18 protein-coding genes and 1 tRNA gene are annotated in these 24734 nt (G+C 35.4%); 8 read left to right on the forward strand and 11 right to left on the reverse strand.

The window, feature by feature from the left end:
* The 3 genes from LXH21_RS03850 to LXH21_RS03860 all read right to left on the reverse strand — a co-directional run bounded on the left by LXH21_RS03850 (position 1) and on the right by LXH21_RS03860 (position 3030).
* Positions 1 to 1581 (reverse strand): DUF4301 family protein, encoded by a 1581-nt coding sequence (locus tag LXH21_RS03850; RefSeq protein WP_239862891.1) that lies wholly within the window; start codon positions 1579 to 1581, stop codon positions 1 to 3.
* 85 nt (positions 1582 to 1666) lie between these two features.
* Entirely contained in the window at positions 1667 to 2275 is a 609-nt protein-coding gene (gene pnuC, locus LXH21_RS03855) for a nicotinamide riboside transporter PnuC (protein WP_239862892.1), read from the reverse strand.
* Positions 2275 to 3030: a geranylgeranylglyceryl/heptaprenylglyceryl phosphate synthase gene (locus LXH21_RS03860; protein ID WP_239862893.1), complete on the reverse strand. Its 756-nt coding sequence runs from the start codon at positions 3028 to 3030 to the stop codon at positions 2275 to 2277. The genes pnuC and LXH21_RS03860 overlap by 1 nt, the downstream gene beginning before the upstream one ends.
* A 156-nt stretch (positions 3031 to 3186) precedes the next feature.
* Between LXH21_RS03860 and LXH21_RS03865 the strand changes: the two genes are divergently transcribed.
* Positions 3187 to 3579 carry a group III truncated hemoglobin gene (locus LXH21_RS03865; RefSeq protein ID WP_239862894.1) on the forward strand — a complete coding sequence of 131 codons (393 nt, stop codon included), beginning with the start codon at positions 3187 to 3189 and terminating at the stop codon, positions 3577 to 3579.
* Between the two features lie 21 nt (positions 3580 to 3600).
* Here the strand turns inward: LXH21_RS03865 and LXH21_RS03870 are convergent, their stop codons facing one another.
* Positions 3601 to 4236, reverse strand: coding sequence for a 4'-phosphopantetheinyl transferase family protein (locus tag LXH21_RS03870; protein WP_239862895.1), 636 nt, complete (start codon positions 4234 to 4236; stop codon positions 3601 to 3603).
* Between the two features lie 252 nt (positions 4237 to 4488).
* Here LXH21_RS03870 and ahcY point away from each other — a divergent pair, with 252 nt between their 5' ends.
* The 4 genes from ahcY to LXH21_RS03890 all read left to right on the forward strand — a co-directional run bounded on the left by ahcY (position 4489) and on the right by LXH21_RS03890 (position 10884).
* The gene (gene ahcY, locus LXH21_RS03875) at positions 4489 to 5805 is read left to right on the forward strand and encodes an adenosylhomocysteinase (RefSeq protein ID WP_239862896.1); all 1317 of its coding nucleotides are present in this window, start codon (positions 4489 to 4491) and stop codon (positions 5803 to 5805) included.
* Positions 5806 to 6025: 220 nt separating this feature from the next.
* Positions 6026 to 7231: a DUF4861 family protein gene (locus LXH21_RS03880; protein WP_239862897.1), complete on the forward strand. Its 1206-nt coding sequence runs from the start codon at positions 6026 to 6028 to the stop codon at positions 7229 to 7231.
* Between the two features lie 59 nt (positions 7232 to 7290).
* Positions 7291 to 10122 (forward strand): outer membrane beta-barrel protein, encoded by a 2832-nt coding sequence (locus LXH21_RS03885; RefSeq protein ID WP_239862898.1) that lies wholly within the window; start codon positions 7291 to 7293, stop codon positions 10120 to 10122.
* Positions 10123 to 10341: 219 nt separating this feature from the next.
* Positions 10342 to 10884 carry a hypothetical protein gene (locus LXH21_RS03890; protein ID WP_239862899.1) on the forward strand — a complete coding sequence of 181 codons (543 nt, stop codon included), beginning with the start codon at positions 10342 to 10344 and terminating at the stop codon, positions 10882 to 10884.
* Between the two features lie 540 nt (positions 10885 to 11424).
* Here the strand turns inward: LXH21_RS03890 and LXH21_RS03895 are convergent.
* Positions 11425 to 11509 (reverse strand) — tRNA-Leu (locus LXH21_RS03895).
* Between the two features lie 112 nt (positions 11510 to 11621).
* Between LXH21_RS03895 and LXH21_RS03900 the strand changes: the two genes are divergently transcribed.
* Complete coding sequence (locus tag LXH21_RS03900) at positions 11622 to 13010, forward strand: dipeptidase (RefSeq protein WP_239862900.1); 1389 nt, start codon at positions 11622 to 11624, stop codon at positions 13008 to 13010.
* Positions 13011 to 13128: 118 nt separating this feature from the next.
* Here LXH21_RS03900 and LXH21_RS03905 read toward each other — a convergent pair whose 3' ends face one another.
* Together LXH21_RS03905 and LXH21_RS03910 are read right to left on the reverse strand one after the other, a co-directional pair.
* Positions 13129 to 14472, reverse strand: coding sequence for a sulfatase-like hydrolase/transferase (locus LXH21_RS03905; protein ID WP_239862901.1), 1344 nt, complete (start codon positions 14470 to 14472; stop codon positions 13129 to 13131).
* A 101-nt stretch (positions 14473 to 14573) separates the two neighbouring features.
* Positions 14574 to 15929: a saccharopine dehydrogenase family protein gene (locus LXH21_RS03910; protein WP_239862902.1), complete on the reverse strand. Its 1356-nt coding sequence runs from the start codon at positions 15927 to 15929 to the stop codon at positions 14574 to 14576.
* A gap of 349 nt (positions 15930 to 16278) precedes the next feature.
* Here LXH21_RS03910 and LXH21_RS03915 point away from each other — a divergent pair, with 349 nt between their 5' ends.
* Positions 16279 to 16665, forward strand: a complete 387-nt coding sequence (locus LXH21_RS03915; protein WP_239862903.1) for a DUF423 domain-containing protein — start codon at positions 16279 to 16281, stop codon at positions 16663 to 16665.
* Positions 16666 to 16727: 62 nt separating this feature from the next.
* Positions 16728 to 18326 carry a phosphoenolpyruvate carboxykinase (ATP) gene (gene pckA / locus LXH21_RS03920; RefSeq protein WP_239862904.1) on the forward strand — a complete coding sequence of 533 codons (1599 nt, stop codon included), beginning with the start codon at positions 16728 to 16730 and terminating at the stop codon, positions 18324 to 18326.
* A gap of 99 nt (positions 18327 to 18425) precedes the next feature.
* Here pckA and LXH21_RS03925 read toward each other — a convergent pair whose 3' ends face one another.
* The 4 genes from LXH21_RS03925 to LXH21_RS17295 all read right to left on the reverse strand — a co-directional run bounded on the left by LXH21_RS03925 (position 18426) and on the right by LXH21_RS17295 (position 24642).
* Positions 18426 to 19481, reverse strand: coding sequence for a phytase (locus LXH21_RS03925; RefSeq protein WP_239862905.1), 1056 nt, complete (start codon positions 19479 to 19481; stop codon positions 18426 to 18428).
* A 74-nt stretch (positions 19482 to 19555) separates the two neighbouring features.
* A complete protein-coding gene (locus tag LXH21_RS03930; RefSeq protein ID WP_239862906.1) occupies positions 19556 to 20527 on the reverse strand; it encodes a metallophosphoesterase in 972 nt (323 codons plus the stop codon).
* Positions 20528 to 20600: 73 nt separating this feature from the next.
* Positions 20601 to 23411 carry a TonB-dependent receptor gene (locus LXH21_RS03935; protein WP_239862907.1) on the reverse strand — a complete coding sequence of 937 codons (2811 nt, stop codon included), beginning with the start codon at positions 23409 to 23411 and terminating at the stop codon, positions 20601 to 20603.
* A gap of 172 nt (positions 23412 to 23583) precedes the next feature.
* On the reverse strand, positions 23584 to 24642 hold the full coding sequence (locus LXH21_RS17295) for a helix-turn-helix domain-containing protein (RefSeq protein WP_239862908.1): 1059 nt from the start codon (positions 24640 to 24642) through the stop codon (positions 23584 to 23586).
* Positions 24643 to 24734 lie beyond the last annotated feature (92 nt).

The raw sequence follows: 24734 nt of genomic DNA on the forward strand, positions 1-24734 counted from the left end.
TTATGGTCTTTGATGCGCCTCTTTTAGCAAATCATTTACCGTTTTAACTGGATTAAAAGTAACCAGTGGTACTTGTACAAAGATGGTCAACCATTCTGCCATTGCACCATTCCATAATCCTGGTAACTCGTATGCTTTAATCGGTTTACCACCAATATTTTTTTCTACTATAAAACCACTATTGTGATCCACAAATTCGTTTAAATCAAATTTCTCTCCCTTAAAGTTCTTGATTACACAAACCAAATCTACAGGATTAAAGTGTGTTGCCTCTTGTAAAAGTTTTGACTGTCTGCGACTTGTAGTATCAACTTGACTTTCTTCTACAATTTGTAGCGAAATTTCATTGTTATTATTTCGAACCCAAAAAGGACCACCACCAGCTTCTCCTTCATTCTTCACCATTCCGCAGACGCGTATCGGTCTGTCTAGAGCTTTCTTAATTGATTTTACCTGATTCTTAAATGTGAAAGAATCAAAATTAGGATCCATTTCACGATTCAGTTTTTCTTTAAAGAAGGTAATAATTTCAGGAATATGATTTTCTGTTAATTGCTCATTTTCGATTAGATTCAAAAACCCATAAACACCTTGCTGTACTTCCAGCAAAATTCCAGCTAAAGCTTTTTTATACAGTGCAACGTTTTCATTATTATGAAGGATGACATTATCAATATTTTTGATAAAGATCATATCTGCATCAAATTGATTAAGATTATCAATCAAGGCACCGTGTCCACCTGGTCTAAACACGATTTCTCCTGCATCATTTCTAAAAGGATTATCATCCATATCAACAGCAATCGTATCGGTGCTTTTATTTTGAAAAGAATAAGATACAGCTACCGAAGTCTCTGTTTCATTTTCAACCAAAGGTTTTACTGTATTTATAATCTTTTCAAAATGCATTTTATGTGCTTCTGAAACTGTAAAGTGAAGATTAGAAACTCCCTTTACACTTGAATAATAACCACACTCATACAAATGCTCTTCGATTGGTGTCGCAATATTATTTAGATATACATGAAAAGGTAAAATACCCTTAGGCTTATTGGCATAATCAAAATATTCTGGGTCCAATAGCATCTTGATAAAAGAGTAATTTTTTTTATCTCTAGTAAAGGAACTAAAATCAGGATAAACCTCTTTTAATTTAGCGTACACTTCTTCATAAAAAGGAAATTTATCCATTCCTACAATGAAGATAGCAAGATCATAGGCCATGTATCGGTTTACGTAAGCATTTATCGAATCTTTCTCAAGGTCAAATTTATTTAAAAAAGTATTTAAGAACTTAAACATTCTTGTCGCTGCGCCCGAAGCAGGTACAAATTTAAGTAGTTTAAGATTGTTTTTATTTTCGTCAAAGTACAAAGCGCGGCTGTGAAAATCTGCATCAGACAAATTAATAATCCCTTTACCTAAGGTAGCAGGAGTTTCTAAATTTGTTTTCGCAATACCGTTCTTAAAAAAATTCAATTGTTTCTGAATTGTATCTAATGAAATACCGCGACTAGCAATTTGCTCAATATCTGCATCTGAAAAACCTAATTTAACCAAATCATTATTTACTTCTTTCATTAATTTGTATATTTTATATGAATTTCCTTGTTTAACTGATAAGTCAAATTTAAGGTTTTAAACTACTTTATTCAAAATTAGCTGGTTATTTTTTTAACATTTTTTTCCACTCCAGGTATGCAACAACCGCCAAAGCGGTAAATATGACATACTGCAACGACAACATTCCTAAGCCTCGGTAACCGTACAAAGGAGCTGCAATTGCATCACCAATGATCCATAGTGTCCAGTTTTCAATCTTCTTATTGGCCATAAACCACATTCCGGTAAAAAACAATCCCGATGTAAAAATGTCAACATAATTATCCCAATGAATAGTATATTCGAAAAAGATATAAATCGCATAAACTACGATTGCAGTGATAAAAAACAGTAATAAACCAATCCATTTTTCTTTTTGATTGGTCCTAGATATTGGCAATACTTTTCCCGACTCGCCTTTACCCGACCATCGATACCAACCGTAAATACTCATAATACTGAAGTAGGCATTGATCAACATATCGCCAAGATAGCCTGCTATAAAAAGCAAATACATGGTTATTACCGTTGCTACCAAACCTACTGGATAAACCCAAATATTTTCTTTTCTGGCCAATAAAACACTCCATATACCACACACAAAGGCAATGAATTCTAGAATAATTTGATACAGAGGTGTGTTCTGATATGCGTTTAAAAAAAAGTCTATCATTATAAAATTTTATGATTTTCAAATTCAGGAAGCTGTTCAAAAAACAAACTGTTTCTCTCAAAGGCGGTTCCTATTACCACTAGGTCTGCACCAGAGTCATACATACGCTTAATTGCAGATAATGAGCTAATCCCGCCGCCTACTATCAAAGGAACTTCAAGATTATCCGCTACCAATTGCACCATTTCTTGCGGAACCTCATTTTGCGCTCCACTCCCCGCCTCTAGATAAATCAATCGATTCCCCAACATTTCACCAGCTAGTGCCGTAGCCACAGTCAGATCATTATCATCACGAGGTAAAGGTTTGGTTTGACTTACTCGCTCGACAGCAGTTACAGAACCACTTTCGATTAAGACATAACCTGTTGAAATAATTTCGAGCTTTGTCTTTTTTAACAAAGGAGCTGCTTTAACTTGATGCTCTATCAAATAATCGGGATTACGTCCTGAGAGCAAAGACAAAAATAAAATACCGTCTGCTTCTTGTGAAATTTGACTAGGATTGCCGGGGAATAAAACGATCGGCAGACTTATTTTTTGTTTCAATCGAATGATTAATTCGTCTATTCTTGCAGAAGTCACTAAACTTCCACCTACAAAAATATGCGTAGCAGGTGATTGATTTATCTTATCTATCAGCGCATCCAAGGTTGCCCACACAATTTTATCTGGATCCAAAAGAATGGCCAATAACTTTACATTATTAGCCTTAGATTTCAGAATCTCTTGGTATATAAGGTTGTTTTTTCGCATACGATTGTAAAAGTATAGGTTTTTTTTCGAAAAATAATTCAAACCATTGTAAAGCATCGCTGTTTTAAATGCATTTCTATTATATGATTAAAGTCATATAGTACCGATTTATATAAAACTATCTTTGTACATAACAGATTCCTAAATTCACATCAAATGACGACAACATTAAAAGATATAACCAATAGAGAAGATATTGCTATCCTTGTACGAACATTTTACGATAGAATTAGAGCTGATGACGAAATCAATTTTTATTTCAACGAAATGATAACCGATTGGGAAGAGCATCTTGAAAAGCTAACAGATTTTTGGGAGATGAATCTTTTTGGAGGTAAGAAATACAAAGCCGATCCATTGCAGGCTCACGTAAAAGTAGACGCCCATTTTGAAGGAAAGATTGGTCCAAATGAATTTGGCATTTGGCTAAACCATTGGGCGCAGACGCTAGATGAACTTTTTGAAGGTGAAAATGTTGAAATATTAAAACGCAGGGCTAGAAAAATGGGAACTTTCATTTACATGGCTATGTTTAAAAGTCGAAGCTAAACAGCTCAGAAATTAAACTATTTACCTTTTTTCGAATGCATATACGAGTGTGAAATTTTCTATCGCTTCAAAATGAATATTAAATTTCTTCTGAAGGTTCCCGAAATTCAGATTGGCAATCGTTTTTAATTGATCTAATTCAAATTGGAGGACAGAAATATGTTCTTTAAAGCTAATTCCTTTTTCATTTTGAATTTTGAAGATCGCTTCTTTGGCTCCCCAAATAACGGTAAGTTTCTGAATGTAGTTTTTCACATCCAATTCATTTAGGTATGCAACTTCAGCTGTAGTAAATTTATCTGCTATTCGAATGATTTTTTCGCGGTGTAATTCTACGTCAATTCCAACAGGGCGGTTACTGATGATTATCGCCGAGAATTCATGTGAATGTGTAATCGATATATTTTTATCGTCTTTGAGGTGCGGCTTCCCAAATGCATCATAATATAATTCTAAGTCGTTATAACCCGCTTCTTGCAGTAATTTTCGAACACTCAAAAAACCACGTTGGTGTAGTTCAGACTTCATTCCGTTTAAGCGTTCTCTGTTTTTCATGTTGAGAACCACCCCACTAAAAAGCTCCTGATAGGTTTCGGTGATTTTCCAAACAAGAATTTGTGTTTCAGAGTCGAAAAAAAAGTTTTTATATAACGGCATTTTCTTGTTTTTACTGGTTTTCCTAGCTTTTAAGTCTGCATAAATACTTGTAGGAGCGAGTTTTATACCCGCATAAGATTAGAGCAAACAGCCAGAAATAGCTCCAAAATAATAGGCTATTTTAATTTTTATTTTATTGATTTTGAAAAGCTTAGACTTGTAAACAATTCATAAATATTTGTGAATCCTTTTTAAATCACAACTTATTACGTAAATTTGCTTAAAAATTTTACAATTACAAATATACTATAAATGAGTACTACAACTATGCCTTTTGTGGCTTACAAAGTAAAAGATATCTCTCTAGCAGCCTGGGGAAGAAAAGAAATTGAATTGGCAGAAGCTGAAATGCCAGGTTTAATGGCACTTCGTTCTGAGTACAAAGACGAACAACCTCTTAAAGGGGCTCGTATAGCAGGATGTTTGCACATGACTATCCAAACTGCAGTTTTAATCGAGACTTTGATTGCTCTTGGTGCTGAAGTTACTTGGTCATCTTGTAACATTTTCTCTACTCAAGATCAAGCTGCCGCTGCAATTGCTGCTGCTGGAATTCAAGTTTACGCTTGGAAAGGTTTGAACGATGCTGATTTTGACTGGTGTATTGAGCAAACATTATTCTTTGGTGAAGACAAAAAACCATTGAACATGATTCTTGATGATGGTGGAGATTTAACAAATATGGTTATTGACCGTTTCCCAGAATTGGTTCCTGGAATCAAAGGATTGTCTGAAGAAACTACTACTGGAGTTCACAGATTGTACGAAAGAATGAAAGCGGGAACTTTGCCAATGCCAGCTATCAATGTTAATGACTCAGTTACTAAGTCTAAATTTGATAACAAATACGGTTGTAAAGAATCTGCAGTAGATGCTGTACGTCGTGCAACTGACATCATGCTTGCAGGTAAAAGAGTTATCGTTTGTGGTTACGGTGATGTAGGTAAAGGTACTGCAGCTTCTTTTAGAGGTGCTGGTTCTATCGTTACAGTTACTGAAATTGACCCAATTTGTGCTTTACAAGCAGCAATGGACGGTTTTGAAGTTAAGAAATTAGATACTGTTGTTGCTAATGCTGATATCATCATTACTACAACTGGAAATAAAGATATTATCAAAGGAAGTCACTTTGAGCAAATGAAAGATAAAACGATCGTTTGTAACATTGGGCACTTTGATAACGAAATTGCAGTTGCATGGTTAAACAACAACCACGGAGCTTCAAAAGTAGAAATCAAACCACAAGTAGACAAATACACTATCGACGGTAAAGATATTATCTTACTTGCTGAAGGTCGTTTGGTAAACCTTGGTTGTGCTACAGGTCACCCAAGTTTTGTAATGAGTAACTCATTTACAAACCAAACTTTGGCTCAAATTGAGTTATGGAAAAACAGTGCAGCTTACCAAAATGAAGTTTACATGTTACCAAAACACTTAGATGAGAAAGTAGCTATGTTACACCTTGCTAAATTAGGTGTTGAGCTTGAAACATTAAGTGAAGAGCAAGCAGCTTACATTGGTGTTGAAGTTGCTGGTCCATACAAACCAGAATACTACAGATACTAGTAATTGAATATTAGCAATTGCTAACTTATCATTATAGATTTACAAAGACCCTCACACAACTGTGAGGGTCTTTTATTTTTAAAGCATTTTTATTAAATTTTGAAGCTTAAACCATTTGCAACATTTTAAATTTCGATTGTTTAAATTTCGAACCAAATAGTACTTATCTTTCGCTCCCTTATAAAACTGTAGTAATCATATAAATTAAAATAAATCGGAGATGGATGCAAATAGACCTCAAAAACTGTTGAACAATCTGATTCTAGTACTATTACCTATTTTATTATTTAGTTGTAAAACTAGCACCAATACCACAGACAATAAATCAACAGTGGTTATTAAAGTTGTAAATCCTATTTCGATATCACGAGATAATGAAACCATAGCAATTTCTTCTAAACTCGTAAAAGAACAGTTTCCTAATCTCAAGATCGAAAATTTGGAAATCACAGATAACACGAACCACCAAATACAATTAAGCCAAGCGATCGATTACGATGAAGATGGCATTACCGATGAATTTTTATTTCAGACGAATTTCAGTCCGAAAGAAATCAAATACTTTAGCATTAATCCAACTGCAGATAAACCAGCAGCTTCCTCTGTCTTCTCTAAATTTATTAGCAAACCAGAAGGACTAGGTGACTTCTCATGGGAGAATGATTACATAGGCTACCGCATGTACGGACAAGCGAGAGCAGATGCACAAGGAACTGGAACCGCAATTGATGTTTGGAGCAAAAAAACATCTCGCCGCTTAACCGATGAATGGTACACAACAGGACAGAGTTACCATGTTGACAAAGGTTATGGTGCCGATCATTATGCCTCTGGTAAAAATCAAGGATGTGGAGGATCTGGTATTTACTACGATGGAAAAGTATATTATTCGAAATCATATTCGGCATGGAAAATAATTGCCAATGGCCCGATTAGACTTGTTTTTGAACTTGAATTTACTGGCTGGCAAGGAGAAAACAGCAGTCTCAAGGAAACCAAACGCATTACTCTTGATGCTGGGCAGTATTTTAATCAAATTGAAAGCACGTACACATCACCTACAAACGAGTTTAAATTCTCACACGCAGTTGGTATTGCACAACGCCAAGATTCTCAATCATTTATCGACAACAAAGCCGGACTATTTGAAAGTTGGGAAAAGTTAATCATTCCGGCAGGAAGAGATAATGGGTCTTTAGGTACTGGATTCATAATTGACACAGATACTAATCTAATTGCAATTAAAAATATGCAAGATCATTTATTTGGCGTCATGAAGGTCAAATCAAACAATAAAATCTCCTATTCCACTGGAGCTGCATGGAGTGAATTTGGCGCTATAAAAACACCTGAATTATGGAAAAGCTATGTACAAAATAAAGCATTGTGTATTGCGAACAAATGCATTATTTCCATTGAAAAGTAATCTAGAATCAAAAATTCTTTTCTTCCCATTAAACCTTATTGCATATTTAACATCTTAAGATGAAGTTTATCTACATCACTATGATTAAATATTTTACAATTCTCTTCTTATTTGCTTGTTCGTACTGTGTAACTGCTCAAAGTAGCTACAACCTAAAAGGTAAGGTTCTCGACATCGCTAGCCAAGTTCCTTTGGAATCAGCGACGGTTTATGTAACTACAGTCAAAGATTCTACCGTATTGGAATATACCTTAACCGATAAAAACGGAAATTTCAATTTTGTTGTTAAAAAAAATGACAAACCAGTATTTTTAAAAGTGACTTATGTGGGTTACGAAACCTTTTCTGAAGAGCAAAGAGAAATAAATGGCAATAAAGACTTTGATAACATCTATCTTTCTGAATCTATCAATACCCTAAACGAAGTAACGATCAAGGGCGAAGATCCTCCTATTCGAATAAAAAATGATACCATAGAATTTAAAGCTTCCTTATTTAAAGTAAGAGCAGATGCCAATGTAGAAACACTTTTGAAACAACTTCCTGGATTTGAAATGGATAGTGATGGTAAAATCACGGTAAACGGTAAAGAAGTAACACAAGTTCTAGTGAATGGTAAACCATTTTTTGATAGAGATGGTGCCATGGCTTTAAAAAACCTTCCTGCAGAAATCATTAATAAAGTACAAGTATCTGATTTTAAGACTAAGAAAGAGGAATATTCAAAGGATGATGCAGCATCAGACAATTCAAGTATCAATTTGACTATTGACGAAGATAAAAACAAAGGACATTTTGGAAAATTTCTTGCTGGTTATGGGTCAGATGATCGATATGAATCTAGCTTTATAATGAATTTCTTTAATAATAATCGAAAGATAAGCCTTTTAGGATCTTCGAATAATATCAATGCACCAGGTTTTTCTATGGATGAGGTTTTTGATAATATGGGTGGTGGCCGTAACACTAAAGGCACCACTGTTAACAGAAGTCAAGCAAATGGAATCACTAAATCTAACTTATTGGGATTTAATTATTCCGATCAATTATTTAAAGAGCTACAGGCAAATGCCAATTATAATTTCTCAGATACTCAGACCGATAATTTAAATAATTCTAGTTCAACCAATTTTAGACCAGATGGTGATTTCAATACTATTTCGACAACCAAAACTCAAAACACCAATACAAGTAACAAAGCAAATGTTGAATTAGAGTACAAAATAGCACCGACCATGCAATTATTTGTTGCTCCAAAAATCAACACTACTCGTACAGGAAACACAACAGCATCAAGTAGTAGTACTACAATTGAAGATGGAACACTTACTAACGATTTCTCTTCTAATTCATCAAATCAAACAGAATCAAATAACTTCAGCAACTCAATTAACTTTAATAAATCATTTGAGAAAAAAGCTAGGAATTTAAGTGTTGTTTTAAACAATGATAATTCAAGTACGAGCTCCAATAATTTCGTTCAATCTGAAACTAATTTGTATGCAAACGACGAACAGATTTTAAGAAACCAGAATAATTTAGGGGAAAACAGCAATGATTCTTACTCAGCTGAAATCGAATATTCTGAGCCCATTACTGATTCTATTAGATTAAAAATAGGTGTAGAATATAACTATCAAAATGCAGTCAGTGACATAAAATCATACGATTTTAATGCATTAGACAGTGATTATTCTATTTTAAATGGAGAACAAACAAGTTATATTACGTCAAAACAAAATAGTATCACTCCAAAAGTTGGACTTCGATTAATGAAAAATAAATTTACATTTGATCTGAACTCCTCTACCTCTATTGTTCAGTATGACAATCACTCTGACTACTTAGGAACTTCGACTGATTTATTCAAAAATTATGTCTTACCCGGCGCAAGAGCACAGGTGAGGTACAAGGTAGATCGTTCTAAATTTTTTACTGCGCGCTATAATTACAATTTATCATTACCATCGGCATCAGAGATTCTTCCGGTCATTAACGTTTCTAATCCTTTGAATACAATTACAGGAAATCCAGATTTAAATCCGACAGAAACTCATAGTGCAAGTGTCAATTATAGAAACTTTGATTACCGTACACGCTCAGGTTATAACCTTTACTTCAATTCAAATTTAAACAACAACAATATTATTACATCATCTGTGTATGATGCCGATCGCAAGAGAACAACCACTTACGAAAACGTATCAGGCACTTACTCCTTATCCGCTGGGGGAAATTGGGGGAAATCGATCAAGCAAGAGGCCAACTTACTGCGTTTTGGAATAGCTTTGAGCGTAAACCACGATTTTGAAAAAGGATTTACCGACTCTGTTCTATATGGCGCAAAATCTATTGGTATTACTCCAAAAGCTTATGTGAATTATGATTACGGCCAGTTATTTACAATTGCTCCGTCTTATAACTTCTCTTATAATGAAACCAATTACGATATTGACGCCTTAAAATCCAGATCAAATATTGTACATAGATTAAACTTGCAAACAACAAGCTATTGGCCAGTTAATTGGATTTGGGGAAATGATTTTGGTTATACCTATAATTCTATAAATCAAGATTTTTATTTGTGGAACAGTAGTTTGTCTTATACATTTTTGAATAAGATGTTTACTGCCAAGGTTAAGGTTTATGATATACTTAATCAAAATCAGAGTATTACCAGAAGCATTTCGACAACATCTGTGAGCGATAATGAGAATACCGTTTTAAAGCGATATGCGATGTTCTCCTTAACTTATAAAATCGAAAACTTCTCTGGGATGAAGAATCCGTCAAAAAGAAACGAAAAGGAACGCGGAGGCATGAATAGAGAAGACGGTGATAGAGGCGATCGTCCAGAAGGTCGCGGTGACAGAGGATCAAGAGCAGATTAGCGCCTTCTACACACTAAATAAATAGTCAGAAAATTTAAATTTGAAATATTCCTCGTACAATTTCTATGATCGAATAAAATAAATAGGTACTTTTGATAGCCCCAAATCTCCAGTATGAAGCCACTCGAACTAGCTAATAGACCTTGATGAAGGTCTGGCAGAAGTAGTACGGTATAATTTTACGGAAATCAAACAAGTAATTTATTTAAAACTATTCAAATGAAAAAAATCATTTTAAGTATGGCGGTTGTAGCATTAATTTTTGCTACATCATGTAAAAAAGAAACAGCAGAGGACGGGACTACAACTATCGAAGTTAATGAATCTGTAGATGTAACAGCATTGGAAAACGCATATAATGATGCCGTTATTCAACTTGAAGCAGCTAAAAAAAGTGGCGATGCAGAAGCAGAAGCACTGGCACAACAAGCTGTAGATAATGCAAAAAGTTCTTGGGAAACTGCGAAGAGCGGTGCCAACGAAATGGGAACTGATTTAAAAGAAAAGTTAGACGAGACTGAAAGTAAAATTGATGAAGCTTCGGCAAAAGCAAAAGAAGACATCAATGAATCTGCCACAGAAGCGAAAGCAGCAATTAATACTGCAAAAACTGATGCTGTAAATAATGCAACAACAGCTAAAGAAAATGTCGTAAAATCAGCTACTACTGCAAAAGAGAATGCAGATAAAGCAGCTGCTGCAGCAAAAGAAGACGCTAAAGAAAGCTATAATAAGTCAGTTGAAAAATTGAAAGTGAAATAATTTTTCCTTAAAATCAAATTGAACCTTGCTTTACAAACATATTTGTTCCAACAGCAAGGTTTTTTTATGCACTGTTTACAATCAAATGAATTATGCAAAAGCTGACATTGTGTGAGCAGTAATGATAAGAGAATTAAACACAAAATCTATTTAGTTAAATAAAATTGCAACAATTGGACTATTAGAAAAAGTAAAAAGAAGCTATTATTTACTACAACTTTAATAATATAGTAAAAAAAATGGCGCAAATTTACCACGTTGCGAATGATGTGGAAAAAAGCACTTAAATTAACAATAAGACTTGGCCAATGGCAGAAAAGCCAACAAATCCAAACCTATTTGTGCATTTTTCCCTTTAGAAATCAATTGTAGTGGTGTTAGAAAATTGATTTCTTCTTATTTAGATTATCTAATCTTTTTGCCTAATCCCCAACTTTTGAACTTGATCCCTAAAAAACTTTAATATTTTAAAACCGTTGGGCAACCGTTGGGCAACTTTTAAAAACAAAAAACCCAAAACAAAAATGTTTTGGGTTTTTCTGGTGCGGATAATAGGACTCGAACCTACACGCCTTGCGGCACCAGATCCTAAGTCTGGCATGTCTACCAATTTCACCATATCCGCGTGCAATTGTGGGTGCAAATATAAACATTAGTTCTAATATTCAAAGCATTTTTTAAAAAAATTTATTTATCATTTTTTCGTATTTTTGAAAGTACTAAAAGTGAACATAAAAATGGACAATATTAAGCACTATATAAGCGAGAATAAAGATCGTTTAATCAATGAATTAATTGAATTATTAAAATTACCATCTGTAAGCGCAGATGCAGCATACACCCAAGATGTCATAAATACTTCTGAGGCTGTTAAGAAAAGTTTAGAAGTAGCAGGCTGTGATTTTGTAGAGATTTGTGAAACAGATGGCTACCCAATCGTATATGGTGAAAAAACAATCGACCCTGCCTTGCCAACTGTGTTAGTGTACGGTCATTATGATGTGCAACCAGCCGATCCGTTAGAATTATGGACCTCTCCCCCATTTGAACCTGTAATAAAAGTTACAGATACACATCCCGCTGGAGCAATTTTCGCTCGTGGTGCCTGTGATGACAAAGGTCAAATGTACATGCATGTGAAAGCATTTGAATACATGATTAAAAATGATTGCTTGCCTTGTAATGTAAAATTCATGATCGAAGGTGAGGAAGAAGTAGGTAGCGTTAATCTAAAAACATTCGTAGAGAACAATACCGAAAAGCTGAAAAATGACGTCATTTTAATTTCTGACACTGGAATGATTTCAAATCAACAACCATCTATCACTACCGGTTTGCGCGGTTTGAGTTATGTTGAAGTAGAAGTTACTGGACCAAACAGAGATTTACATTCTGGTTTGTACGGTGGAGCAGTTGCCAATCCTATCAATATTTTATCAAAAATGATTGCTTCACTTCATGATGAGAACAATCACATCACCATTCCTGGTTTCTATGATAATGTTGAAGAATTATCTCTTGAAGAAAGAGCACAAATGGCCAAAGCACCTTTTAGCTTAGAACGATATAAAAAAGCCTTAAACCTCAAAGATGTTCATGGTGAAGCAGGTTACACAACAAATGAACGCAACTCGATTCGACCAACGCTAGACGTTAACGGAATCTGGGGTGGGTACATTGGTGAAGGAGCCAAAACGGTTATAGCAAGCAAAGCATTTGCCAAAATTTCTATGCGCTTGGTACCTAACCAAGATTGGGAAGAAATTACAGAATTGTTTACTAAGCATTTTACAGCCATTGTTCCCGCAGGAGTTACTGTTTTGGTAAAACCTCATCACGGTGGTCAAGGTTATGTAACACCAATTGACAGTATAGGTTATAAAGCAGCTAATATGGCATATACAGAAACTTTCGGCACCCCTGCTATTCCTGTTCGTTCAGGAGGTAGTATTCCGATCGTGGCTTTGTTCGAAAAAGAACTTAAAAGCAAAATAATCCTTATGGGCTTTGGACTAGACACTGATGCAATTCACTCACCAAATGAGCATTTTGGAATCTTTAATTACTTAAAAGGAATTGAAACTATTCCTCTCTTTTACAAGTATTTTGTAGAGTTATCTAAATAATTAGAAAGCAAAAAAGTCCGTTACTTATCCTTTTAAGTAGCGGACTTTTTCTTTTAAAAATATTTACTAGCATGATCCGCTAATTTTTGATTCGAAATTTATGATTACTAATAAATGATTACAAGTTCAATTTAACTTGACGTAAATTGTCAAGGTTTGTTTGTGCTTCTGACGATAGTGTGCTCAAGAGCAGATTAGATTGTTCAAAAGGATCTGAGCTTATTTTGTACAGTAGTTCGCTTCCAGTAGTCAAGTGAATCAATTTGTAACTATCATTTCTTAATGTGTATCCCTCATTATCGTAACCAACAGAAGTAAACAATTCACTGTATGCAAATGTTCTTTTGGTCGCAGCGCTATTGGATAACAAAGGTTTTACAGTAACTCCATCCTGGTAGACAGTTGTTCCTGTTCCTGCAATATCTGCAAATGTTACAAATAAATCTGGAGCTTGCACCAGTGAAGTTTCGATTTGATTGACCCTACTCACATTTTTACCACAAATGATCATAGGTGTATTTACACCACCTTGATACAACGTACTTTTTACAGTAGACGAAGTATAGGGTGTTCTAGCTACTCGTGATGGCGTTCCGTTATCACCAATTACGACAAATACAGTATTTTCTTTTTGTTCTGCAGTCATGGAGTGAATCATGCGTCCGATTTCTTTGTCCATTGCTTCTATCGATGCCAAATAGTACGGAAAAGGATTTGTATTAATTGTTGCGGCATCATCGCTAAGACTTTGATCTGAGATTAAATTCAGTGGTGGTCTGTGAAAAGGAGTATGAGGAGCATTAAAAGCCAGCCATAAAAAGAAAGGTTTTGTTTGCTGCTTCATCCAAGCAACAGATTGATCTACAAATTGAGTTGTAGCATAAGTTGTTATGGTAGACTGTACGCCATTACTAGTTTGTGTCCAATTGTAGTAATCGGATACTGCACCATTTAGAAAACCAGAATAATACTGGATTCCGAAACTCTCTGGAGCATCCAACTGCGAGTTCAAACTTACATGCCATTTCCCTATTAAAGCTGTAGCATAAGCATTGGATGTATTGTCGTTTATGTATTTCTGAATTACAGTTTCTGTACTCTTCAAATATCCTACCTGAGGAGATTCTACCCCACCCACGCTAGTGCGAAATCCGTACCTGCCGGTTAATATTGCGGCTCTGGTAGGCGAGCATTCTGGATTTGCCCAAAAATTGGTAAAGGTCACCCCTCTAGTTGCCAAAGAATCTAGAACTGGTGTACTGGCTTTGTTTGCTGCGTCTCCAATATACTTTCCAAACACATCCCAACCCATATCATCGGCGATGATAAAAACGATATTAGGTGCTTTTGTAGTTGCATCTTCTACTGCTATTTGTGCCGCAGCATCCTCTGAACCTGAGCAGGAGAATAAAATTAAAAATATAGAAGATGATATTAAACTTATTTTTTGATAGAAATACATAAACAAAGGGTACTGGTTACAATTTAGTGTTGTAATGCAAAGGCATTAAACATTAGACGTATTTCTTCTGAATTTCATTCGGTTTGAAAAAAATAAAAAAACTACAATTTATATCCATAATATGGCATTACATCTTCCTTGAAATTCACCCCATATTGTTCTAATTCTTTTAAAATTGGTTCATATACTTCTTTCCGTATCGGAAGCTGAACTCCAGGCTGTGTGATCTTTCCGTTCAAAATTAATAAACTAGCCATTGCTACAGGCAGACCTACTGTTTTCGCCATCGCTGTATATGTCTGATCCTCTCCAATACATACCATTTTGGAATCAATTTGATGTTTTACACCCTCAAGTTCGTATCCGAATTTGTGGTATATAACAATCATGTCTTTGTCATTTGTTTGTAAAGTCCAGCTATCACTTAATATTTTTTCGAGAATTTGAGCAGGTGAAGCCTTTTTTAAAGCAACAATTTTATCATCATTAAACAAATCGAGTTCGACCAGTTTCTCCCACATAATATCGTCTTGATCAATTTTTAGAAGAAGGCGCATTTTACTCTCGACAGAATCACTTAGATGGTAAGGTAGAAAAGAATTTACAAATTGTCGGTAACTCATAGTTTCAGAATTTTCTATTGTATAGGTATCGTCTGTCATGCCCAGTTGCACAAACATATTCCATGCCTTAGAAAAACCCACTTTACGAATAGTTCCTCGATACAATGTCACAACATCCTCTAGACCATAAACTGACTTATATTTTAAAGAATCTCTATTGGGATAGGCTTCAAATTTGCCGTAACCATCCACTTCTAAGAATTCGGTTCTACGAAAAAGGTTGCAGTACGGAATGTACTTGAGTGTTCCTTCTTGCAGAAATTTGGCCGCTCCGCCTTGACCTGCCAACACTACGTTGCGAGGTGCCCATGTAAATTTGTAATTCCAAAGATTGGTGTCTGATTCTGGAGCAACTAGGCCTCCACAAAAGGATTCAAATGCAAGCATTTTTCCACCCTTCTCCTTCACCTCGTTAATCACCTTCATGGCACTCATGTGATCTATACCAGGATCGAGACCAATCTCATTCATAAAAACAAGATTATTGGCCTTGACAGCTGTATCTAAATCCTGCATTTGCTCACTAATATATGATGCGGTAACTAAATGTTTTTTGAATCGAATACAATCTTTCGCAACTTCAATATGCAAATGTGCAGGTAGCATCGATACCACCAAATTTGCTTTTTCTATTGCTGCCGCTCGTTGTTTTATATCGAAAATATCCAATGCTAAAGCAGAGGCGTTTGGATGGTTTAAAGTTTTTCTCTGCGCTATATCCAAATCTATGTCGGCTATAACCAGTTTTAAATCTTCAGCAGTTGATTTATCTAATAAATATCGAATCAGTGACGAGGCAGAACGACCTGCTCCAATAATTAATATGTTCCTCATGATAATAGGTATTTAGAATTAGGCTACTAGCAAATTTAAGCAAATGGAATTTGGCATCTGCTTATCGCTTTCTATTTCTTTATGTCGAAATCGGAATCGAATTTTACTTTCTGCACCCGACTGCGTGAGTGGTAGAAGCGGTATCCTTTTGGGTGGCGACAGCAGACCCAAAAGATTTAGCGGATGACACGACGGCCTCTTGTAAAAGGGCTTTAACCGCCAGAACAATTGCCCTTTTACGAGAGGCCGGCATGCCCAAATTATTGTTAAAGAATAGAAATTAAAGCATTCCTATTAAGGTAATTCTCTTGATATAGAATACTTTTGCATTATTATAAAAAAGCACAAAATGGACAAAAAAATAACTTACACAGGGGCACTACTAGGAATGATTGCGATAATTCTTGGAGCTTTTGGCGCACACGCCTTAAAAAAAATTTTAACCCCCGATTTGCTAGCTACTTTTGAAACTGGCGTGCGCTATCAAATGTATCAGGCTTTCTTTTTGTTGTTATTGCCTAGTTTCACATTGCTTTCTCAAAAAGCAAAAAGCACCATTTATTACCTAATTGTTATTGGTGTAATATTGTTTTCTGGTTCGATTTACGGCTTGGCTACAAATTACTTAACGCCTTTTGATTTTAAAACTATTGGTTTTGTTACTCCTATTGGTGGACTGCTTATTATTATAGGTTGGGGAATCTTATTTTTTAATTACATAAAGAGCAAACGCTAACCTTTACTGGGTTATAATCGTTATCTTTAGTATGGTTTTAAACAAGTAAATCACTACTATCTATGAACGATAACATCTCAAACAAAGCACCAAATTTGGACGCGATTGGTATTAAAAATGCAACTGTTTATTATCAATTATCGCCCGACGAATTAGAACAAAAAACTGTAGTTGCTGGTCAAGGAACACTCTCTTCGACTGGTGCATTGGTGATTAATACGGGCAAATTTTCTGGTCGTTCGCCACTTGATCGTTTCATTGTTAAGGACACTATTACAGAAAATGATGTGTGGTGGGGAAATGTAAACATTCCTTTTGAGCCCTCTCATTTTGATGCTTTATATGTCAAACTTACAGCACATTTATCAAACAGTGAACTTTATGTGAGAGATTCGTATGTGTGTGCAGACCCAAGTTACCGCTTGAATGTGCGCGTCATTACCGAGACTGCATGGGCAAATTTATTTTGTCACAATATGTTCTTGAGGTTAAGCGAAGATGAATTAAAGTATTTTACGCCAGAGTGGACGGTAATTTGTGCACCCAGTTTTATGGCTGATCCTGCAACGGACCATACTAGACAGGGAAACTTTGCCATTTTAAATTTTACTCGAAAGATTGCCATGATTGGCGGTACGGGTTATACCGGTGAAATGAAGAAAGGCATTTTCTCTGCCCTAAATTTTATTCTCCCTACCACTCGTAATGTTTTATCGATGCACTGCAGTGCCAATGTGGGAGCAAATGAAGAAACAGCCTTGTTCTTTGGACTGTCTGGAACTGGAAAAACAACGCTATCTGCAGATCCTAAACGAAAATTAATTGGTGATGATGAGCACGGATGGACCGAGGAAAACACTGTTTTTAATTTTGAAGGTGGTTGCTATGCTAAGGTCGTTAACCTAACTGAGGAAAGTGAGCCAGATATTTTTAGAGCGGTTCGAAAAGGTGCTTTACTCGAAAATGTAGTTTACAAAGCAGGGACAAATGAAATTGACTATACTGACATTTCTATCTCTCCCAACACACGAGTGAGTTATCCTATTGAGCATATTGATGCTATTCAACCCGGATCAAGCGGAAGCAATCCTAAAAACATATTTTTCCTAACCGCAGATTCTTTTGGTATTCTTCCTCCTATTTCTAAATTGACTTCTGGGCAAGCTGCCTACCACTTTATATCGGGCTATACGGCAAAAATAGCGGGTACAGAAGCTGGAATTACAGAGCCGACGCCAAATTTCTCTGCTTGTTTTGGCGCACCTTTTATGCCTTTACACCCCACACGTTACGCCGAAATGTTGAGTCAAAAGATTAAAGAAGATGACGCCACTGTTTGGTTGATTAATACGGGTTGGACTGGTGGTCCTTACGGCACTGGAAACAGAATGAAGTTGAAATACACGCGCGCGATGATCGACGCTGCTCTTCATGGTGAATTAGATGCTGTAGCTTATAAAAACCATCCCGTTTTTGGAGTAGCGATTCCGCAATCTTGCCCTAATGTTCCTGAGGAAATTCTGAATCCAAGAGACACCTGGGCTGACAAGGAATTGTATGATGAAAAAGCAAAAGAGCTAGCAGGAAAATTCGAAGTTAACTTCAAACAGTTTTCATCATACGCAAATGAAGAAATTCTAACGGGAGCGCCGCATTTGTAATAGGACAAAATAAAAACTGATATTTAATTATATGCAATTGCCCCCATAAAGTAGGTTACTTTATGGGGGCAATTTACTATCTAAATCTTATTCGCTGATTTATTTTACAGCCTTATCAATAAGTTGCTGAATGGTATCCCAACTGTAATAATGAAAAGTCATTCCGTTACTCATGGCTACAAAAAGTCCGTTTTTGTAGTTAGTTCCAAGATTCACATTCGTAACATCGGCACCATCACACTCAATTGTTGACGTTGGTATTTCGGCAAGCAAAGGATAATTATTAGGATTTCCGTTTGCCCCTTCACGAGGATACACCATGAATGTATTTTTTTGCTGATTGGATACTAAAATATACCCCTCGGTTTTTGATTTTTTATAGATCGCAATTCCTTCGTTATCAGATTTAAAATCACCTTTTCCAAAAAGAGCCATTTCGTTATCGTCTTTCTCTTCTGGATTTGCTTTGTACTTCCTGATTCCAAATTGCTCATCGCTATAGTAAACAACTCCCGACTCATTGTCAACCGCTATAGCTTCTATTTCTTTTTTGCCACTGTAAGCCCCAAATTTACGAACAACTTTTCCGCCTACGATTCCGTTACCATTATCTGACAATTCATATTGCCACAAGTAGCTTCCTGACGGCCCATCTTTTCTTCCGACAATAGCAAAAATAGCTTGGTCACTTGGTCTAGTATACAAGGATATACCCATTGGTTTACGCAGTTCTTCTTCTTCAAAAACTGGAATTCCTCCGTTATCAATAGGTTTTAAGTCAGGTAAACTAAAGATTCTGATACTATTTGTTTCTCTTTCGGTGGTAACGGCAACATCTATTTTCTGTCCGTTGACCATTAAACCGTATGCAATATCAACATTATTGGGTCTTTTTAAAACTTCAGATTTTGCAACTATTTTTCCGTTCAAATCAAAAGCATACAAACCACCATCAGAATCTTTGTCGGTTCCTACAATAATACTTTTGCTAGAATCATTTGGATTGATCCAAATAGCAGGATCATCGGTATCATGAGGTAATTTCTCGGTAACTGTTACAGGTTTAATGGCATCTTTGCGCACAGCCGCTAGCTTTCCGCCACAAGAAGCAAGACTTAAACCAAGTACAAAGAATGCTATAAATTTATTTTTCATTTTGTTATAATTATTTTTATTGTATCAACCTCAGTGCTAAATAAATATATTACTTTAACTGAACTATTTTATTGTTATTTTTTTTCGATAGTTGTTTTGTAAATTACTTTTCCCTCTGCATCAACTACTTGCGCCAACAAACTAGAATTGGTAATCGAAAAAGTCATAAACCCTGCCGTTTCTGCTGAGAACATTGTTCCTTCTCTCTTACCTGTCGGACGAACTTCACAAGCACTACCCGATAAAAACTGAGTAGTATAGCGACCCTTGGGTTGAATAACTTGCAAATCATGTTCGTGTCCACAAAGATAAGCATCTACTTTATAGGTATCAAAGATAGTAGCAAACTTCTTTTCAAATGCGGCAGTATCGGGACTTTCTTTGCGTTTCCCTCCGCTGTATAGAGGATGATGTCCTACTACAATTTTCCATTTTACCGTTTTATCATTTACTGCAAGCTCTTTGACTAACCACTTTTTTTGAGCCGTAGTGTCTTGCGCAATTAGATTGTCATACATCATATTCCCTTTTTCATAATAACTATCGATAAACGGAGATGTATCCATGAAAAGAACTAAAACTTTGTCTCCTCCTTTTAGTTCAAAAGTTTTAGAGAAATAGGCAGATGGCATTTGCCAGCGACGACTTACTTTTGTATAGTCAATCTCAGCTTGTGGATTCCCGCGGTAATCATGATTTCCTAGTGTTACAAACCAATCATTCTGTAAACTGTAAGCTGTATAGATACTTTCAAAAGAAGCTATCCAAGCATAATCTTGCGTACTTTGCACTCCATTTGGATAAAAATTATCTCCTACAGAAATCACAAAATCAGAATCGATAGTTTTTGCCGCATTTCCCATTTGCGCTGCTACTTCTTTTTGATAAAATTGACCATGACGACCAAAATCACCCATTAATAAAAAATTCAAACTCTTATCAATGGTTTCTAACTTGCTAGTATTTTCTACTGCATTTTTATTTTGCTGAGCCATAACTACTTGGCATACTCCTAAAAGTATAAAGCTGTAAATTATTTTCTTCATATGGGGTATAAATGAAAAAAAAGCAACAAGAAAATTAATCCTTGCAGCTTTTTTCTATTAGTATTATTTTTTATTAAAAATCAAATTTCAGTCCTAAATTGTAACGTGGTTGGTAAAACTCAACTTGCTGTGTTTGAGACTCACTACCTTGATAGTATCGTAACGGTTGATTTGTTAAGTTGTTTGCCTCTGCAAAGATACGCATGCTCTTTGTAATTTTGAATGTTGCATTGGTATCTACAAAGAATTGTTTGTCGTAATAACTGTCCTCGGAGGCGTCTGCACCCAAAACGTCTACATAAGCAGCTGTATAGTTAGATGAAATTCTAGCTGAAAAACGTTTGTTCTCCCATGATAATGACCCATTAAACATATGTGGAGCTGTACCCGGAAGGCTCACATCTTTTCTCTCGTTTCCATCTTCATCAGCAATTCCTTTTGCCTTTGATTTTGTGTAAGTGTAATTTACATATACTCCAAATCCTTTTAGGAATTTACCAGGTAAAAAATCAAGTTGACGCTGCAAGGCAACCTCAAAACCGTAAACAGCTACGTTATCCCCATTTTTTGACTGGATAAATTTCCATTCCTCTCCCACCGGAATTGGATTGTTTTGATTTGGAAAAAGAGCAGCAAAATCAGCATTGGTAAATTGATTTGTACTGTATTTGTAAACAAAATCATTTAAACTTTTGTAGAATGCTCCTCCAGAAAGCAAACCAACGGATTTAAAGTAGTTCTCTACCATTAAATCATAATTATAGGAATAAGTCACTTTTAAATCAGGGTTTCCTGCTGAAACTTCACGATCTGATGCGATATTGTTTACATAAGGTGCTAAATCATAATAATTAGGTCGAGCCAATGCAGTTGTAATTGCTGCTCTCACGATTAAATCTTGGGTGGCATTGTATTTGAATGAGATGCCAGGCATCACGTTTGTGTAACTGTTTGTCGTTTCAATCTTGCTTTCTAATTCTTCTTCATCTAAAACACGGTTGGCAGTGTAGTCAATATTTGTATTTTCGATTCTAAAACCAAGTATCATCGATAGTTTGCTATTAAAATCTTGATCCCATCTCACATAGGTTGCAAATATATTTTCCTTTGCATCATAATTGGCTGTTAGGTACTCAGAAGGCTCAACTTGACTATCAAACAAAGTCGCATTATTTAAGTTCAATCCACCTAAATATGTAGCAGAAGCAAATGTTCCCCCAACATATTTATCTCCAGGATTAAAACCATTACCATCCAAAAATAATGTTGGCACTACGGCCAAAGTAGCTAAGTCATCATTTGTTGGCTCATAAGAATAATAAATATTATTTCGAGACTTGTTCTTTAACCTCATACGAAGTCCTGTTCTAATACGTCCTTTTTCAGACGGAATAATAGAAAACGGAAAGCGAATGTTTAATTTGGCTCCCAATTCATTTTCATCTGTATCATCTGTGTTCTCCGATAGGGAATCAAATTTGAGTGCACTCAATGACTCTCCTGTTGTTGTAATTAGCGGAAATCTTGAATCTGATAAATCTTGAGCTACACCAACATCTTTTTGGCGGTAATCAACATAGCGCTCACCTGGACGGTACTCTCTTGCTGTAGAATAATTTACCGACCAATCTAAATCTAATTTAGAATTAATTAAATGCTCTCCTCGCAAGGCGTAATTTTGAACGCGTTGGTCTTCTAATCTTCTGTTTTGATTGCGGTCATTGTCCACCCCTCCTTTTGTTTGGCGTGTAACTCTACCTGTATATCCAGTGATGCTTTCGCCTGCATAAATAGGTTCAATGTTATCATAAGTTACTCGATAGCGATTTTCGCGGTCGTCTCTCCAGTTGTAAATCGCATTTGCAAAAATGGTATTGTTCTCATTAAACTTATAATCCAAAGCAAGTGCACCACTCCTACGAACACGCTCTACATCATATCTTCTAATTTCAGATTTACTTAAATAATCGTTTCCAAAATCATCCTTGGTCCAAACATTCTCTACGTTATCAGACCCATAATCGTTGCTACTATACGAACCGCTAAAAACGACTCCTAATTTTTGATCAAGGAAACGGTTTCCGTAAACTAACCCTCCCGTGTAAATTCCTTTATCACGGATTGGACTATAACCTCCAGACAAAGTAGCCGAAATACGTTGACGGTTTGGCGTAGCTCGAGTCACCAAGTTTACAGATCCTCCAATAGCATCTGCATCCATATCGGGTGTCAAGGTTTTATTTACTTCAATTGTCGAAATCATATCCGATGGTATTAAGTCCATTTGTACATTTCTGTTATCTCCCTCTGCTGATGGAATGCGGTCACCATTTAAAGTTACCGAATTAAGTGAAGGTGCAAGACCACGAATAATGATGTTTCTTGCTTCTCCTTGGTCATTTTGCATTGTGATACCAGGAACTCGCTTTAATGCATCTCCCACATTAGCATCTGGAAAGCGTCCCACTTGATCAGACGAAATTATATTACCTATATTGTTATTATTTTTTTGTTGGTTCAATGCTTTCGCTTGGCCTTTTAAAACATCTCCTACTACTACTTCATTTAATTCTGTTCCAGAAGTTTTCAAACTAAAATTGACAACAGCATTTTTACCATCGGCTACTGTAACATCATTTACAATTGGGCTGTATCCTATATATCTAATTTCTAATTTATAACTCCCTGTATTTACATTTAGAAATTCATACCTACCATTACTATCTGAAATAGTGTATTTATTTTGTCCTTTAATTTCGATCATGGCTCCTGGTAGCGGAAACTTATCAGCCGCGTCCAAAATTTTACCCGAAACGATTCCTTTTTGAGCATAACTCATTACAGTCATTAAAAAAAATAATACTATCAAATGTTGCTTGTTCATCCTATCTTGTTTTTTTTTATGATGCAAAACTAGTGGGACTGCATTACCCTACCTTTTCATAAAAATTAAGTTTAAGTTATGATAAGCTAAATAATAAGTAAGTATGGTAACGATTAGATAACCTATAAGCGACTATAAATTCAAAAATTCTTTACTATGACATACTATTTATTTACATTAAAAAAAGATCCAAGGAGAAAACGTCTAAAAGATCACAATAAAGAAATGCATATTTTAGACTTAAATGGTTTTTTCGAAAACTAACTGGCGTAAAACCATAGAATAATTTAAAAGCTGATGAAAAATGAGAGACGTCCTTGTAACCACATTTTTCTGCGACCTCACCAACATTTAAAGTCTTATTTCTAAACAGATTTTTGGCATATTCCATGCGCAGTTTGGTAATATATCCTTTGACTGTAGTTTGAAAACAAGCCTTAAAACCTTTTTTAAGTTTGAATTCATTAAGCGCAATTATTCTCGAAAGCTCCGGCAATGTAGGTGCATTAGTAAAATTATTTTCTAAAATTAACTTGGCTTCATGGAGTTTATCGTAATCGTCTGAATCTACAATTAGTTTCTCATCAATTGTGTTTAACAACGATTCAATTTGCAAAACCACAAGTTCCTTTACTTTTGTTTCGATATACATTTTCTTCATCGCACCCTCGTACTTACAATTTTTAATTTCATGTATAACCCATTGAATGGCTGGGTTAAATGGAAGGTAATTGGGACTTAACGTGGTATTTATTTTTCGAAGGATATCCTTTGAAAACTTTGGATGGAGATTCCAATTTTTGTTAATCAATTCGGCATAATATTCGGCAGATAAGATGATAGTAAAATATTTTATTTGTTCGAAAGCTGGAACATCATACTGACCGCTAAAATCAACCGCATAAATAATATTTTGCGTATTTTCTACCTCATACATTTCGCCTTCAAAATTTTCAATAGCGCATTTCACATTGTTGCAGCAGATGAAATTTAGCAACACAGACTCCCCTGTTACATTGAAATCAATTGTTTTCGGATATTCAAAAAACAATTCGATATCCAACAGCACTAGATTTCTAGAAACTAAACTTGAAGTTATCAGGTATTCATCTTCGACCTCATCGCTACAAACATTTTCTTCCAAAAAAGAATTGTTTGTTATATTTTGATTTTCTGTTGTAATCTCAAAAATTGGTTTCTGAGTTGTTCTAATTTTAGAAGTAATTTTCACTATAATAATCCGCTTTTACAAAATAATAATCCGTTTTTCCCCACTTTTATTTTCGAAGTACCCTGTACTTTTGCAACAAAACTATTTATAAT

It is taken from the genome of Flavobacterium algicola (assembly GCF_022399565.1).
GTDB classification, from domain to species: Bacteria; Bacteroidota; Bacteroidia; order Flavobacteriales; family Flavobacteriaceae; genus Flavobacterium; species Flavobacterium algicola.

Excerpts from the sequence above, each read along its gene's own strand:
- LXH21_RS03850 (WP_239862891.1), bottom strand. The coding sequence starts at position 1,581 with ATGAAAGAAGTAAATAATGATTTGGTTAAATTAGGTTTTTCAGATGCA.
- pnuC (WP_239862892.1), bottom strand. The coding sequence starts at position 2,275 with ATGATAGACTTTTTTTTAAACGCATATCAGAACACACCTCTGTATCAA.
- LXH21_RS03860 (WP_239862893.1), bottom strand. The coding sequence starts at position 3,030 with ATGCGAAAAAACAACCTTATATACCAAGAGATTCTGAAATCTAAGGCT.
- LXH21_RS03865 (WP_239862894.1), top strand. The coding sequence starts at position 3,187 with ATGACGACAACATTAAAAGATATAACCAATAGAGAAGATATTGCTATC.
- LXH21_RS03870 (WP_239862895.1), bottom strand. The coding sequence starts at position 4,236 with ATGCCGTTATATAAAAACTTTTTTTTCGACTCTGAAACACAAATTCTT.
- ahcY (WP_239862896.1), top strand. The coding sequence starts at position 4,489 with ATGAGTACTACAACTATGCCTTTTGTGGCTTACAAAGTAAAAGATATC.
- LXH21_RS03880 (WP_239862897.1), top strand. The coding sequence starts at position 6,026 with ATGGATGCAAATAGACCTCAAAAACTGTTGAACAATCTGATTCTAGTA.
- LXH21_RS03885 (WP_239862898.1), top strand. The coding sequence starts at position 7,291 with ATGAAGTTTATCTACATCACTATGATTAAATATTTTACAATTCTCTTC.
- LXH21_RS03890 (WP_239862899.1), top strand. The coding sequence starts at position 10,342 with ATGAAAAAAATCATTTTAAGTATGGCGGTTGTAGCATTAATTTTTGCT.
- LXH21_RS03900 (WP_239862900.1), top strand. The coding sequence starts at position 11,622 with ATGGACAATATTAAGCACTATATAAGCGAGAATAAAGATCGTTTAATC.
- LXH21_RS03905 (WP_239862901.1), bottom strand. The coding sequence starts at position 14,472 with ATGTATTTCTATCAAAAAATAAGTTTAATATCATCTTCTATATTTTTA.
- LXH21_RS03910 (WP_239862902.1), bottom strand. The coding sequence starts at position 15,929 with ATGAGGAACATATTAATTATTGGAGCAGGTCGTTCTGCCTCGTCACTG.
- LXH21_RS03915 (WP_239862903.1), top strand. The coding sequence starts at position 16,279 with ATGGACAAAAAAATAACTTACACAGGGGCACTACTAGGAATGATTGCG.
- pckA (WP_239862904.1), top strand. The coding sequence starts at position 16,728 with ATGAACGATAACATCTCAAACAAAGCACCAAATTTGGACGCGATTGGT.
- LXH21_RS03925 (WP_239862905.1), bottom strand. The coding sequence starts at position 19,481 with ATGAAAAATAAATTTATAGCATTCTTTGTACTTGGTTTAAGTCTTGCT.
- LXH21_RS03930 (WP_239862906.1), bottom strand. The coding sequence starts at position 20,527 with ATGAAGAAAATAATTTACAGCTTTATACTTTTAGGAGTATGCCAAGTA.
- LXH21_RS03935 (WP_239862907.1), bottom strand. The coding sequence starts at position 23,411 with ATGAACAAGCAACATTTGATAGTATTATTTTTTTTAATGACTGTAATG.